Annotated in this window: 7 protein-coding genes and 2 pseudogenes; 2 read left to right on the top strand and 7 right to left on the bottom strand. The window is 67.8% G+C overall.

From position 1 onward, the window contains the following. Window positions 1-658: 658 nt before the first annotated feature. Window positions 659-1210 (top strand): annotated as a pseudogene (locus tag PYR72_RS00045) (sigma-70 family RNA polymerase sigma factor); the annotation flags it as partial. Between the two features lie 2312 nt (window positions 1211-3522). On the opposite strand, the gene PYR72_RS00040 reads toward PYR72_RS00045, so the two are convergent. From PYR72_RS00040 to PYR72_RS00010, 7 genes and pseudogenes are all read right to left on the bottom strand, one after another. Then, on the bottom strand, window positions 3523-3675 hold the full coding sequence (locus PYR72_RS00040; protein ID WP_275453199.1) for a hypothetical protein: 153 nt from the start codon (window positions 3673-3675) through the stop codon (window positions 3523-3525). A 438-nt stretch (window positions 3676-4113) separates the two neighbouring features. Further along, window positions 4114-6561, bottom strand: coding sequence for a hypothetical protein (locus tag PYR72_RS00035; protein ID WP_275453198.1), 2448 nt, complete (start codon window positions 6559-6561; stop codon window positions 4114-4116). Window positions 6562-6792: 231 nt separating this feature from the next. Continuing rightward, entirely contained in the window at window positions 6793-8511 is a 1719-nt protein-coding gene (locus tag PYR72_RS00030) for an ATP-dependent helicase (RefSeq protein ID WP_275453197.1), read from the bottom strand. After that, window positions 8501-10360, bottom strand: coding sequence for an AAA family ATPase (locus PYR72_RS00025; RefSeq protein ID WP_275453196.1), 1860 nt, complete (start codon window positions 10358-10360; stop codon window positions 8501-8503). The genes PYR72_RS00030 and PYR72_RS00025 overlap by 11 nt, the downstream gene beginning before the upstream one ends. A 1222-nt stretch (window positions 10361-11582) precedes the next feature. Beyond that, the gene (locus PYR72_RS00020; protein WP_230224198.1) at window positions 11583-12128 is read right to left on the bottom strand and encodes a hypothetical protein; all 546 of its coding nucleotides are present in this window, start codon (window positions 12126-12128) and stop codon (window positions 11583-11585) included. Window positions 12129-12339: 211 nt separating this feature from the next. After that, window positions 12340-12652 (bottom strand): annotated as a pseudogene (locus PYR72_RS00015) (polyphosphate kinase 2); the annotation flags it as partial. A gap of 78 nt (window positions 12653-12730) precedes the next feature. After that, entirely contained in the window at window positions 12731-13279 is a 549-nt protein-coding gene (locus tag PYR72_RS00010; RefSeq protein WP_275453195.1) for a hypothetical protein, read from the bottom strand. Between the two features lie 223 nt (window positions 13280-13502). Between PYR72_RS00010 and PYR72_RS00005 the strand changes: the two genes are divergently transcribed. After that, window positions 13503-15116 (top strand): helix-turn-helix domain-containing protein, encoded by a 1614-nt coding sequence (locus tag PYR72_RS00005; RefSeq protein WP_275453194.1) that lies wholly within the window; start codon window positions 13503-13505, stop codon window positions 15114-15116. Window positions 15117-15164: the final 48 nt, after the last annotated feature.

Raw genomic sequence — 15164 nt, 5'->3', positions numbered from 1 at the left:
AAGCCCGCATGCCCAAGCCATGAGAGCTCGTCCGCAAGGCCGGTGACATGCCACAGGCGAAGGCCCGCCGTCTCAGTCGCTCGGCCGGAGCAAGACGGCGGGGCTCTCCCAGACGCGTAGATGTCCCGTACCTACTAAACACCAACGCCACGCCACTCTGCAGGCACCAGCGAACTGTTCAACGACGCTGCCACCAGGGGCGTTTAGTCCGGAACATGTGAACTTATCCACGCTCCCCAGGCCTTGGATGAATCGTGTGACCAGTCCCACACTGCGAAGTGTCATCCTCACGGGGCTTTCCGCCGCAGTCCTTGGCCGGAGCACGGTGAAAGGCCCTCTCAGACACGGGAGTTCACGCCATGCATCATTCGCTGCGTCTGCCCACAGGCCGTTGCCGTCAGCCACTCTGTGGCGCGCTGGTCCCACGTCACGGCCAAGCGATCGTCCTGGTGGTCATCCTCCTGTTGACGGTCACAGTGTGTATCGCCGTGCCGAACCCTGCAGTTGCGGCCAGTACCGCAGCCGTTGTCCAAGCGGGAGCCGCCTTGTGGATGGCCTTGCGTCGCCCCAGTGCCTCGACGGCCGACAGCTGATGCCAACGTCAGCATCGCCGGCTCCCCGCCCTCCGGGCGGTGAGCCGGCGCACGGCATCCAGAACATCGTGCAGTGTGTGGAGCGTGCCCAGGCGGGCGATGGCGTGGCGTTCGCTCAGCTCTACGCCGCCTACTGCGACACGGTGTACCGGTACGTCTACTACCGGGTCGGGGGCAAGCCAACCGCTGAGGACCTGACCAGCGAAGTGTTCGTCCGCGCGTACGCGCGCTTGGATACGTTCACCTGGCGGGGGCGGGATTTCGGGGCCTGGTTGGTCACCATTGCCCGCAATCTTGTGGCCGACCACTTCGCCTCAGCGCGCTTCAGACTGGAGGTGACGACCGGCGAGCTCTTGGACGGCAACGAGGTCGAGCGGAGCTCCGAAGACATGGCCGTCGAAGCCTTGCGCGACCGCGGACTGGCCGAAGCGCTCAGCAGGCTTCCCCTTCGCATGCGGCAGGTCACGTGGCTGTGGACACTCGGCGTGCCGACGGCCCATATCGCGCAGCAGCTGGGCATCAGCCCCAGCACGGTCCGGGCCCACCTCTTCCAAGCGCGTCAGCGCCTTGCCGCTGACCCTCTCGTAGTCCAGATCGCCGGCCCCGCAAGATCCTGACCACGCTGCCCCCTTCAACGTGCCGGCCTACAACTCGGATGCCTGCCTCGCCTCATCAGCGACCCGGAACCCAGGCACATGACACGCTGATGGCACCGAGGACTCAGCTGCCGACGGCCGATCTCCCCCGGGAGCCGGCCGGGCCGCCGAAGTCCCTTCGGAATCGGCGAACTCACGGGACATCGCCATGCGCGTCAGGAGCAGCCGCAGCCGGTCGGCCCGCCCCGGCTCCCACGCCGGAAGCAGTGCCCCCGACGCCGGGTCGAGCTGGCCGCGCCACTGCGCGACGCGGTCTCGCACCGATGTCTGCCACCCGTCCCAATCGGCTCCCGGCCGGCTGCTGACCACCGATAGCCGCAACGGGCACCCCCGCGCCTGCAGCCGGCGCGTCAGAGCCGACACCTGATCCTCCGTCCAGGCCAGCACCCGCCGACCCTCCAGCGCGCGCTCCAGCACCGCCACCCCCTCACGCGGCGCGCACGCACCCACCGGAACCCCGCAGCCGCGTGCCCCGGCGAACCGCACCACGATGTCGACCAGGCAGCTGCCCTTCCCGTCAACCGCCGTCACCCGGGTCGCCGCCCAAGGGCGTGCCCGCCCCGACGCAGTCAGGCCCCCCTCCACCCCCTCCACCCACACCACCGCGAGCCGGGGGTCATCCAGCAACCCTTGTGCCCACCGGGCCAATTGCCCACGCCGCTCACCCAACGACGCCTGGAAAGCGGCCACTTCCCGCATCCGCCGGCACATCGGGCACAACCCCCGCCCGTCGCGGGCGACGAGGGGACGGTCGCAACAGGCATTACACCCCTCGCACACATGCGTCTCCTGCGTACGCCTGCCTGCCGCGACCTCCAGCTGTCGCGCGGACGCGGCAGTCGGTCGGCTGGCCTCCACCCGGTACAGCGCCACCACTGCGCGACGCCCGCCGCGGTAGGTGCGCACATGGGCCCCCGCCCGGCCGACCGGCTCCCGGGGGAGATCAGCCGTCAGCAGCTGAGTCCTCGAGGCCATGAACCACGGCACCTGCTCCCAGTCCTCGTACCGCACCGTCATGCCCAACCCTCCAAATATTCACAATCCGTGATGGCCCGGCTGGGAGTGAAGGTATCCCTCAATGAGAGCTGAAGCAACTGTGTGATGTTGGCGCTGAGCAGCGCTTTTAAAGTTTGAAAACTAAGAATCTGCCTCTTGCTGGCAGATCCCCCACTCCAGCCCCGCCCGCAGAAAATCACCCACCGTCACAACCTGATCCGCCAATCGCTCGTACTCAGCCAACCTCTCCTGCGCACCCCGATCCCGCCCCGCCCGGGAGACCACAACTCCCGGATGCCGATCCCGCCAGTCCCGCAACGCGGCCACCGCCCCGCTCGAGACCGACCAGCACCCCGCCGACACCTGACGTGCCGTCACCACAGGAAGCCGAAACGACACAGCCTCCGGATACCCGCCGTCCCGAGCCCCCGGCCACCGCCCCATCTGCCCCGCTCCGTCCTCGACATCCGGCCACTCCCTCAGCCACTGGCGCACCGCCAACTCGTGACGCACCCCGTACAAGGCCAACGAGTCAACCGTGTCCAGCAGCCAACCCCCCTCACGCAACCGTGCCACCTCCGCGCGGCGCCCCGCCCGCACCGCCTCGGCCTCACGTCGGGGCAGACCCGCAACACTCCACCGGGCATCACGCATCAGCTCCCGCCGCCGCGCGCGATGACGCGCCACCACCGCCTCCAGGCGGGACCTCGTCCCCCGGGGCACCTTCACCGTCATCGACGTCAAACCCTCGTCAGCCACATCCCCACACCTACAGCAACACGGCCCCGACACGCCGACTCCACAGCGAACCCGCGTCACGCGTGCCGGGCCCCTCGACCACAAGCCGCCAGCGCATCGCCCCTGGGGCCGTCACGACCTCGCATAGGGTCACACTGATAAAAAGCCAGTGAAATCCTTCCGAGAATTCATACTTAGAGTAAGTTAAACGACTCGCAAATGCGAGGTCGGACGAATGTGACTCGCTCATAATTGGGCCGGAAGACGCCCCTGAATAATCCGCTGCGTGGCTGAAGCGACCGGCGGAACCGGCGGGGCCCCGCCGCCGGATGTCACGGCCCGCATCGAAGATGACGACCGCACGGTCCGTTGCCGTGATCCGGACCGTGCGACAGGGGGACTCAGCGAGAAAGGCCGTGGCCTGACTGGTGGATGACACCTCATCTGCTACCCGTCATCCCCTACGGCTTGACCGAGCACGAACGGAGCCCGGGCGGCGCCGTCACCCTCCCCGCCGGCTTTGGAGCCGCCGGCCCGGATCAGGACCTGGGCAGCGGCAGGCTTGGCGGGTGCGGGTGCGGGTGCGGGTGCGGGTGCGGGTGCGGGTGCCGCAGATGCTGCTCGCCGTCGTAGATGCGCAGCGTGAACGTCTCCGGCTCGGGCCGGTCCGCCTCGCCATACGCGGACAGCACCCGCTCGACTCGCTCCCACCGCCGCCCCAGCGCACCTCCCACCGGCCTTCGACGAGAGCGAGCGCGGCCGCAGAGCCGGTCGCCACATCGACCAGATACACGGCGCCATCGACGGTCGTCATCTGCGCAACCGGCACAGCGCACTGACGGAACCCTGGTCGACACCTGAGCTGAGTCGGAGACTCGTCGGCAATATGCGGCGGCTTTGCCGAGGATCTCGTCGGCGGTCCTCGTGCAGACGTTGTCGTTCCAGTCGGCGAGCCAGTCGCGGACGGCGCGTTCTAGGGCTTGGACGGAACGGTGGATACCTCGTCTCCGTTATGGGTGCGGGCAGGGAGGCGGTCGAAAGCGAGCCGTACAGGGTCCTGCGCCGGGGTGCCTCGACTTCAGGAAAGAGGTGCGGCAGGGCTTGGTTGAGGCCGGTTCGAGGACTGTAGTTCAGTGCCTTGACCGCACGTCGATCAGCGCGGTGACGGTGGGACGGGGCCCTTTCGTCCAGCTGTCCTCGATGGCCTGAGTGACCGTTGAGATGGTGTCCTTCGCCCAGGCTCTTGCGCTGGTGGCAAGGACGATCTCGTTGGCGCTGAGGAGCTGTGCCGCGTGGACGAGCCGGGCCGCCGCCTCCCGGGTGCCTTTCCTGGCTTTGAGGGTGTTGTTGGACTTTGCCTCGCCGATGACGATTCGTCCGTCGATGATCAGGCAGAGATCGAGTTCGATGGCACCCTCGGCGTCAGTGATCTTCAGTTCGGGTGACCACAACACCGACATCGTGTTCTGCTGGAGTAGCCGGGTGGCCAGCAGGGGGACGTCACCATTCTGTAGAAGGAGGTCCCGCACCACCTGGTCGAGGGAGTAGTACCAGTGGGGTTCTGGATCGTTGCTGTACCAGCGGCCGCGGACCAGTGGGCTGGTGTGACCGCATGCTTCGCAGTCGAAGGCTGCCCCGACCTGTTCGATGCGGTAGAAGGCTTCGAAGCGGCACCGGGCGCAGTTGAGGATCAGGCCGCGGCGCAGGACGTTTGTGGTCAGCAGCCGATCCACGAGGTCGCGGGCGGGGCCGAACGTGCTGTCCCCAAGGGTCTTTTCGATGTCTTCCAGTGCGACGTAGCCGATGCCGCGGATGGCGTAGCCGGCCCCGTAGTCACCGTCCCGTTTCTTCCCGGTAGGGAGGAAGGAGTCGAGCACTTTGCGTGCCGGTCCGCGCAGGTCTGCCGCAAGAGCCTCGGGCGAGCCCCACATCTCCGCTGCGATGGCGGCGCGTAGGGCTGCGTCAGAGCGTTCCAGAGTGGCGTCGTGCGCGCGGGCGAGTTCTTCAAACACGCGGTCTGCGGAAGGGAAATGGAGCAGAGGACGAGTGTGTCTGTCTTCTGGTGTGGCGAATCCCATGTTCGCGGAGATGAACGAGACCGAGTGCCGGGCCGTTCGCGCGATGGTCTCGGGGAACCCATTCGTCTCCTGAACAAGACATGAGCCGGGGAGGGCAGCATGTGCGGGGAGGTTGTGGTCGGGAAGCCATACGTCGACGTACCAGTGCAGGTCTGCCCCGAGATGGGCTGCGGCTTGCGGTTCGGGCAGCTGAAGTGACGTAAGAAGTGAAGTGCTTCCGTTTTCGCGGCTGGTCGGGACTCTCTGGGAAATCCGGCGCGCCTCCGGGTCGGCGAGAAGAGCGATGCCCTGGTATCCAGCGAGAGCCGCAGGGGTGACAGCTTCAGCTTTCCGGACGTTGAAGGGCACCTGTGGCCCGTCGCCGACACGCATGGTCATGCCAGTGAACGGAGCATTCAGCTCAGTTGCCAGGTTCTGCAGATCCTCGGGGGAGAGACTGACGCTGGTCAGAAGGATGGGCGGCCTGCGCTGGTCTCCCACAGAGTAAAAGGACCCCAGGGCGCCTCTGACCGCTCGGACGAGCGGATGGTTGTTCGAGAGCAGGCGGGAGGGCATCCACACCGACTGCTGGTAGAGGCGGTCACACAACTGAGCCAGGGCGTGGTCGTCGGCGGTGTCGCCCACGACCCAGACGATGGGCGAGGACGTGTCGATGCGGGTCAGCCGCTTGGTCCAGGCTTCGGAGCGGGTGAAGGGGACGCATGCCATGAACTCGTCGGCTGTCAGGGTGTCCGACGGGCCGCCACCGGTCGCAGAGCGGTAGCGGCTTGCCAGCCTCCAGCCCGTTGCGGGCCGACCGGTGATGGCCAGATGTACGAGTGCCGGCAGGTCCTCTTCCTCCACCGGCAGCTCCACGATGTCAAGCGCGTCCCGGGCGTGCGGGTGCACGGCGCCGATGCGGGACTCCACCATCAGCGCGAGAGCAGGATCCACGCCAGCCAGGTCGAGCGTGAGCAGAGGCTTGCCCGGCAGTGTGGGAACGGTCGCCAACCTTCCCCGCGACGTTCCGCCGTGTTCCACGTGCAGGACGTCTCCCGCTTCGAACCGCTGCTGCGCATGGCGCACCACGCTTTTGAAGGGAGTGCACCAGTCGTTGACCTGAGCGGCAAGCCCTTCCGCTCCCGGGGCCGGAAGCGGCATCGGGCTCAGGCGCTGCCACACCGTGTCGGTGTCCTCGTCCTGCCCTCCGAACCGGGCGACCATCGTGTCGACCACCGACGGATCCACGACCGCCAAGTCGCTCAGCGCCAGCTGCAGCAGTGCGATGTGGTCGGGATCGTGCAGACGCAGTAACGGCAGCAGGACATCGGCCACCGTTGCCTGGGCGGACGGCATGCCGTGCACCGGCAGCACGACGGCGGCTGCTCCGCCCCAGACCCGGGAGGCGGCGGCCACCGCGCCACGCGCCATCGGGATCCAGCTGTCCAGGGTGTAGTAGGCCAAGGCGAGCCGCGGCGCCCGCAGCCGGACATTGACCGGTCGGTATTGCGTCGTTGCCACTGCCTCTCCGTTCATGAGCCCGTCAGGTAGATCCTTCCGCAGACGCTGAGCAACGGGACGATGTTTGGATTTCTCGGCAGCGAACCGCTTGACGTACCACACTCACGTCGGCTGCGGGGGCCACATCAGGCAATGCCCTGAACCCTGACCCGGCGACGGAAGGGGCCGCGTGGCTCTCGTTGCCTCGCCAACAGGCAGGGTCCGGCACGCATGCGGCTTGCCGGGCAGTGGTCAGTTGTCGTCCCGTGCCGGAGGCGTGAGCGGGATGGCGTCAGCCGGGCGGACCAGAACCACGGTGCGGCGGGCCCGGGTAATTGCCACCCGCAGCAGGCGTCGCGCCTCGTCCGTGCGTTTGGCGTCCCACTCTGCGTCGAGGAGCCGGGAACTGTAGGTTCCCTCGACGATGACGACGCCGTCGAATTCCTTGCCCTTCGAACGGTGGATGCTCATCAGGCTGACGTCTGCGGCTTCCTGCTGGGATCCGGTGAGGTACTCCTGGCCCAGGGCACGTCTGATCGCGGCGGCCGCGTCGGCGTAGGAGGTGGCGTCCCAGGCCCCGGCAAGCGTCCAGGCGAGCAGATCGGTCGCTTTGAGCAGGCGCAGCATCCGGACCTGCTTGAACAACTCGTCCAGTTCCGCGGCCCCGGTCAGCAGGGCGCGGGCTTTTTGCCAGTCGGATACGGGCTGTCCGCTGAGCCGGACGCCGGAGTCGTAGGCGTCGGCGAGTATTTTGGCGGTTTTCGCCCTGACGGTCTTTCCGTCGCGGACGGCGGTGATGGCGTTGTCGAGGGTCCGCACTGTGGCCCGGGCGCCGAGGGTGCCGTTGCTGTACTTGATGCGGTAGTAGTCGCCGACGGCCTGCAGCGTGCGGGTGAGGGCCTCTGCGCGGGTCAGGCCCGGCCATTCGAGGACGGACGCGACGACGTAGCCGGCAGCGGCTGAGAGCTCGGCGTCGAACACGAGGTCGTGCTCGACAGCGGGCAGCGCGTGCTCCCCGAGCCTGCCGGCGGTGGCGATCTTGTCCGAGATCCGGCCCAGGAAGGCGTTCTCCCTGGCGAGCACCGCGATCGTGGGCTGCCGACCCAGCTCCTCGGCAAGGTAGCGGCGCAGCGCGGTGACCGCGTAGTGGGCGTACGTTTCGACGGGCGGGCTGCCGTACGCGGTCGGGTATCGGATGGGTTTGACGGCGTCCGGCATGGCGTGGGGGGTGTCGCGCAGGACGGCGTTGGCGTAGTCGAGCAGGCCGCCCGAGGGACTGCGGTGGTTGTCGCCCGACAGGTCGAAGCGCCGCGGCTGTAGATGCTCGACCGCGTAGTGGATGCGTCGGGCATCCACGCCGGGGACGTAGTCGTAGATCCGCTGGTCCGGATCGGCCAGGCAGATCACCCTCGAGTTCGCGCTGAACATCTTCACCGCCCGCCACTGGTCGGTGCTGGTGTCCTGGAACTCGTCGACGATGACGGTCGGATACATGTCCGCGTATAGGTTGCGGACGGCCCTGCTCTTCTCCATCAGGGTGGCGGCCGCGGGGGCGAGCTCGTCGAAGACATACCGGCCCTGGCCGGCCAGCCGGCGACGCTCCTCGGGCCAGTCGCCGTCGAAGTCGGCACGCAGGCGTTTCTCCCGGTCGGGAGTGATGAACGCGGCCGGCACCCCGGTGAGTAGACGTCCGTGGCTGCGCACGAGGTCCATGAAGAAGGCGTGGAAGGTACGGATTTCCAGCAGGTCCTGGGCGCGCTGCGGCAGGACGGCGTTCATGCGCTCGCTGATCTGCAGGACTGCGGCCCGCGAGAAACTCAGGAAGAGCACCCGTTGGCCCGGCTCGAGAGCGTCCAGGTATTCCTTTGTGGCCAGCAGGGCGATGGTGGTCTTGCCGCTGCCCGGCCCGCCCTCGATGAGGAGATGTCCTGGTGCGCGGAGGATCTCCAGGCGCTTGTCGTCAAGCAGCATCCGTTGCACGGCCACCTCCGTCCTGGCTCGGCTCCTCGGCCTCGGGCTCGTCGGCCGACGAGGACGCGCGCAGGTCGAGATCGATGTCGAGGAGGAAGTCCGCAAGGCTCGCCGGCAGGTCGGCCCGGTGCTGGCACAGGCCGACCAGCAGCGCTGCGTAGTCGGGCTTGCGCTTGGTCAGCACCGCGCGGGTCAGTTTCCGGACCGTCTCGTCGGTGTCCTCGGCGCCGAGCGCACCGGCCTCCCGAGGGTAGTCCGGCCGCCCCGCCGCCTCGCCGAGGAACCGGCGCTGGACCGGCACCGGAACCTCTGCGGCCAGCAGCGCCTCCACCCCGCTGTAGGCGATGGGCCGGTAGAGGGTGAAGTCGCCGGTCTTCGCGGCGAGTTCGTCGGCGAACGGTTTGTCGGGGGTGTCGTGGATGCCGTAGACGCGTTTGCCCATCGCCTTGAACAAAGGTGCGAAGAGCGGCACGGACACATCGTTGCCTGCGTCGAAGACACTGACGCCGGCGAGGTCGATGTGCAGGTAGTCCTTCAGCGACGAGTCCTCGGCCTGGTCCAGGACGTCAGAGATGACGGGCATCAGCGCAGCCTCCGTGGCGCCCTCCACGACGAGGACCGCCCGGGCCAGGACCGCCTCGGCGAACTGCCTCCGGTTCTGCGTGTACCGCTTGGGCTTGAATCCGTCGGGGAGGGTGATGCCCGCGCTGGTCATCGCACCCTCCGCGGTGCGGTCCAGGACGACGATCCGGTCCGGAGAGAACCGCTCGATCACATACGGCGAGTGGGACGTCACGATCACCTGCCCCATGTTGCGGACCACGTGATCGACCAGGCGGCGCTGCGCGTGCGGGGGCAGCGCGATCTCCGGCTCCTCCATCGCGAAGATGACGGACTTCTCGCCCTTCAACTCCGCGATATAGGTGAGCAGGGCAAAGACCAGCAAGTTCAACGACCCGGTGCTCAGGCGGTTGAACGGGACGCCATGGGTTCCCGGCTGGGTGGCGATGAACAGACGCAGCACCTCGCGCAGATGCTCACGCGTCAGCTCCGAGACACGCGTGTCCACCGGATCGTCCGCCGAGGCCAGCGCGAGGAACTTCGCCACGCGGTCCCGCACCTCGCTCTGGATCTTGACGAAGCCCGAGCCGCCCGTGGCCACGGCAACCGACGCCACATCGGCCAGAGCCTTCTCCCACAACGGCCCCTGCGCCGTCTCCGCCTCCAAGCGCACGATCGTGTCCAGCAGCGATCCCCGCTGAAATGTCAACGCCCGGTTCCCCGTGCGGTTGGGCCGCAGATACAGAAAGCCGCACAGCCGCTTGTCGTCCCGCTTGAACGGGACCAGACCGGCTCCCAGCCCGGTCAGCTCCCCGAAAAGATCATCGGCTTCACGCGTCGGGTGAGCAAAGAACGTCCCCCCGACAAAATCATCCTCCTCGGGATCGAAGCGTCCCAGGAACACCACCGGCAGAGCCCACTCGCCGGTTTCGGCGTCCGCCACCGCCGCAGGAACGGTATCCATGAAGTCCTGCACACGCTCGTCCCACCGCCTCAGATGAGGACCGAACCGGCGCTGCGCCTCGGCAGACAGATCAGTCAGCACCGCCTCGATGCGGACCTCGGGGAGTTCTCCCTGGACCTCCTGGTAGCGCGCCGCGTAGAAGTCGAACTCGTCGATGACGGGCCGACGCAGCATGCGCTCAGGCCCTAGGACGAGATCGAGGGCCTCGCAGACGGTGGACTTGCCGACGCTGTTGGCGCCCACCAGCAACGACTGGTCGTCCAGCAGCACCGTGCCGCTGCTGACTCCCCGGAAATTACGCAGCGTCAGCCGCCGTACCTTCATGCGCCCCGTCTCCCCACGGCCCCAAAGAGGAAGCCGTCCACGGCTCTGCCGTACCGCGGCCCCTCCGCTAACGCCGGCCTTCTCCAATTTTGTCCCCGCATGACCGGCGCAGACAGATTCTAGCCACCGGCATTGCACCGCCCCCTCCCGTTATCTGACGGGCCGAACCAGGAGAGGAAACGAACCTGGCTCAGAACGCGAACCGGCCTGGCGAGCCGCGCCCTTCCACGCGGTGACCCGCCACTCGGGCTCCTCGACGCTGGTCACCGAGGCCTGGCACGGTGGCGGCCTGCGCGAAGACCGCCAAGCCCCTGCGCTGCTGCACAGTGCATCGGCCGTTCGGTGCGGTCTGACATCGGGGTAGATGAGCACACGGTGATGCCGGGCCGGTCTCCAGGGGCGACGGGCATGGACCGATCGAACGGCGCATCGTGCACCGGCAACCTGCCGTGCAGCCTTGGGCCCTGCACAGCTTCTTCCGTAGGTATGCCGCCCGGTACTGCCCCTGTTTCGAAGGCGTCAGCCCGCACTGACGCCTTCGAAACGACGACCTCGTCCGGCAGGCCATACGTCAGTTTCCCTAGGCGTCCTCGATGGCTCCGGCGTTGATCAACGCCACGCGTAGTGCCTCCGCTCGAGGCTGCCGTCGGCCGGGCTCGCGGCATACAGGCTGGCCGCGCGCCAGATGACCCGCCTGCGGCGGTGACCGCCGACAGAGGCGTGGTTGAGGATGATCGCGGCGATGCGCAGGGCGGTGGGGGAGCCGGGGGGAGCGGGCCGCGCGTTGGGCGACGGGGCGGGTGTCCGACAGGCCGGGCTGCCGGTCGATGGTGGCCGTGGTGAGTTCCAGCCAGGTGTCCTGGTCGATGACGTCCGCGGTGGCGAACCGTCCCGCACCAGACAGGGCGCAGGCCGGCAGGCCCGAGTCGACTTCTTGCCGGGCAGGGCTCCGGAGGACTTCGGCACGCACTTCGCGGGTCGCCTCTCGCAACCGGCCCAGGAGCTGGGACAGGGCGGCGGAGGCCGTTGACATGGGCCGCTTCCGGACGGCCGGGGGAGCCTGGATCAAAGGGATGCCGTGAGGTGGCGTGTCCTGCGATTCGAGCCAAAGCCCACTGTGAGCGAGAGCGTGCCCGGCCTCGGTGGCCTCTGCGCGGGGCGTGTCCGGAACGCCCCAGGGCCCGCCGGTCGGCGGGCGGGCCCTACACACACGCGGTCGGCGTCAGTCGTCGTATCCGGGCGACCCGCCCAGCTCCCAGGTCTTGTCGCCGTCCCCGTCGTTGTTGATGTTGTAGATGATCTTTCCGTCGGCGGTCCACTTGCCTCCGCCGCTGTTCGTCGAGTCCGTGTTCAGGTCGCATTCGCCCGAGATGATGGTGGGTATGTCGCTGGGCTTGAAGGAATCCGCCTCGATCCAGTTGATGCCGCTCCTGAACTCGCAGCTCTCGTACCTCATGAGGGCGTCGCTGCGCTCCAGCCTGAGGCCCAGCAGGAACTTGTCCATCTCGCCGACGACGTAGTTGCCCCCGCCGCTCCAGCTCCCCATCGCGTACGCGTGGTACTTGCCGGTGCTGCTGTTCAGCGACACGCACAACTTGATCTTGAAAGTGACGTTGGAACCCGGGGTGTCGAACGTCTTGCTCTGGTAGTCGCTGTTGCACTTGTCCGGAACGGCCGCCACCGCCGGAGCCACCCCGAACGTCGTCGCGCAGGCCAGCGCGACCCCGCCGGTCAGCGCCGTGGCGCCTGCCCTCTTCAGCCAAGCCATGAGTTCCTCCTGGTTGTGGTGTTCGCTGTCGTGCCGGTCCGTCCCGTTCACCGGCCGGCCCGCCAAGAGTTGCGGAGCCAGCTTCCGGCGACCTTGCGGGAACTTGGAATCAGGAGGCCCGCGGCCTGAGGGCCCCTCGTGCCCCCGCACAGTGCCTCCCCATGTCCCATGGGGCATGGCCTATGCCATACGAGAACTTCACTGCTGCGTTCTCCACGGCCACCACCCGCGCGCCGCGGGGGTTGAGATGCCCGGTGAACCGTTTGATCGTGCCGCCCTTGCCGGCGGCGTCCCTGTCCTCGAACATGACGACGAGCCGACGCCCGGTCTGCTTGATCCAGCCCCGCAGCTTCAGCAGCTCAATCTGCTGGAGGCGCTTGTGCAGGTCGTACTCCCCGCGCTCCATGCGCTGGTCACGGTTAGTCCTCCCGCCAGGCGTCCACGGGAGTACCGTCCGGCCGGATCAGGACCGGGTCGTCGGCGTCGGCGTAGTCGGCCCGCATCCCCGACAGCGGTTCGGTCATGTCGGCCTCCTCGTTCAGAGACCTTGATCGAAGCAAGCGGGTTCGAACGGCGGGCGAAGGGCGGGTGTTCAGCCGCGGCTAGTCCTTGTCCGACCACCAGCGGGCGCCGGCCTTCGACTTCACGTCGCCGATGTCCGCGCACCAGGTGACGCGCTTGCCAGTGTCCGAGGCGCCCGTGGTGGTGCGTGCGCAGGCGCGGATCACGCGGTTCTTGACGGTACCGCCGGAGTGTTTGTACCACTTGGAGTAGATTTTCTGGCCCTTCTTCGTGGCCTTGACGTTGCCGCAGGCGCCCTTCCAGTTGTTGCCCTCGTCGTGGCTGATGTCGACCCACACCTCGTCGCCCTTGCGCACCTTTCCGCTGAGCATTGCCGCGGAGTTGTCGGTGATCTTCCCTGTCGAGAGGATCAGTTCGCGGCCGTACTTCTTGGTTTTGCCGTCGTTGTACCTGTCGTCGCCCTTGCCCTTGTGGCTGCGGATCGTGGGCTTGTCCAGCTGGTTGTAGTCGCACTTGCCGCCCTGCGCCATCGTGCCGATCTCGGTGGCCGCGGCCGTTCCGCCGGCCAGTGTGGCGGTGAGCATGGTGGCCATGGCCGTGACCGTCAGTGTGCGTCGCACTCGTGACATGTGGTTCGTCCCCGTTCGGTTTCTCGTTCGTTCCGTGCCGGACGTTGGTCTGTGCCGACGAGATCAACTGTGCTGTTCCGTTTGGGCCGTGGGCCAGTGATCGCGCGTCTCAACTCGCCATGGGACGTGGGTTACGCCGTTGACCTGGTGCGTTGCAGACGGTTTGGGACGGGCATGGAATGCTGGGCGGAAGTCGGAGCAAGGTGTCACGGGGGTAGAGGCCTTGGACGGGACGCGGGAAGCCAAGGAGTTGGCCGCCGTTCTGGCGGAGCTGAAGAGGCGCAGCGGCCTCAGCTACCAGGAGTTGGGGCGGCGGGTCTTCACCAGCAGTTCCACCCTTCACCGGTACTGCAGCGGCAAGGGGGTGCCGGGCGACTACGACCTCGTCGTCCGTATCGCCAAGGAGTGCGGAGCCGACGCGGACGAACTGAACACGCTGCTGCGACGCTGGCGGGCCGCGACCGGGCAGGAACCGGAACGAGGGGCGGGGCGGGAATCAGGGCAGAGGCCGGCGCCGGCGCCCGTTCGGCGGCGTCCCCTGGGCACGAGGTTCGTCCTGGCCGCCGTCATGGCACTGGTCGTCCTCTGCACCGCCGTCGCGAGCACCCCGTACGAGGCGACGACGACCGTGCCGACGCCGGCCGGGGCGACAAGCTGGGCGCAGGCGCCGAAGCCCGTCGATCCGGAACTGTTCGGCGTGACGATGAACAGCTCCAGCGGGGCCATGCCGTCCTTCCAGACCGGCGCGCTGCGGCTGTGGGACAGCGAGACCCGCTGGGCCCAGGTGGAACCCGTACGCGGGGAGTACGACTGGTCCACGCTCGACCGGCTCCTCGACGGTGCCGAACAGGAGGGCCTGCCCACGTTGTTCGTCTTCGGCGGTACGCCCGCCTGGGCCGCCCCGGAGGCCCGGAAGGCCGCGTATCCGGACGGTTCGCGAGCGGCTCCACCGGACGACCTGGACGACTGGGACGCCTTCGTGCGTGCTCTCGTAGGGCATGCGGGTGCCCGTATCGACGCGTACGAGCTGTGGGTCATGGCGAACCATGAGCACCACTACAACGGCAGCGTCGCCACACTCGTCGAGATGACCCGGCGGGCGAGCCGCATCATCCGGGAGGCCGACGCGGACGCGACCGTGGTGTGCCCCTCGATCACCGAGCTGTGGACAGCCGAGGCACACGAATACCTGCTGCGGTTCGCCGAGGCGGACGGCTACCAGTACTGCGACGCGGCGGGGATCAAGCTGTACCAGCGTCAGGTCACCGACCCGCCGGAGACCATGCTGGAGGCGGTGCGCGATGTCGACCGGACGTTCCAGCGGGCGGGGTACCACCTGCCGCTGTGGAGCACCGGCACCACGCAGACCGTGACGCTGAACGATCCGCTGCAGGACGACACGGCGGCCGACTACGCGGTCCGCTTCTATCTGACGGGCCTGTACGCCCGGCACCGGGGCCTGGCCCGCATGTACTTCTACGCATGGGGCAACGGCAAGATCCCCCTCGTCCTCCAGGCCGAGGGCCAACCACCCACCAAGGCAGGCCTGTTCGTCGCCCGCCTCCAGCAGTGGCTGGCCCACGCGGATGTCCGCTCCTGCGGCCACGGCCTCCAGATCGCCCTGCCCGAGAACGTCTGGCAGTGCGAGTTCCTCATGCCCGACGAGCACGGCACCCTCCGCAAGGCCCGCATCCGCTGGACCCACACGGGCACGGCCGACACCCCCCTCGGCACCGGCGCCCGCAGCGTCGAGTACCTCGACAGCACCGCCCGCGAAGTCGACGACCGCGAAACGGAACACATCACGGAACGACCGATACTGATCCGGTACGACTGACCGAACCCGAGAGTGCCCCTCCTCCCTCAGGTCGGAACGGCCGCCGCA

It is taken from the genome of Streptomyces sp. VNUA24 (genome assembly GCF_029167005.1).
In the GTDB taxonomy this organism is placed as follows: domain Bacteria; phylum Actinomycetota; class Actinomycetes; order Streptomycetales; family Streptomycetaceae; genus Streptomyces; species Streptomyces scabiei.
This window is presented reverse-complemented; position numbering and strand designations above follow the sequence as displayed.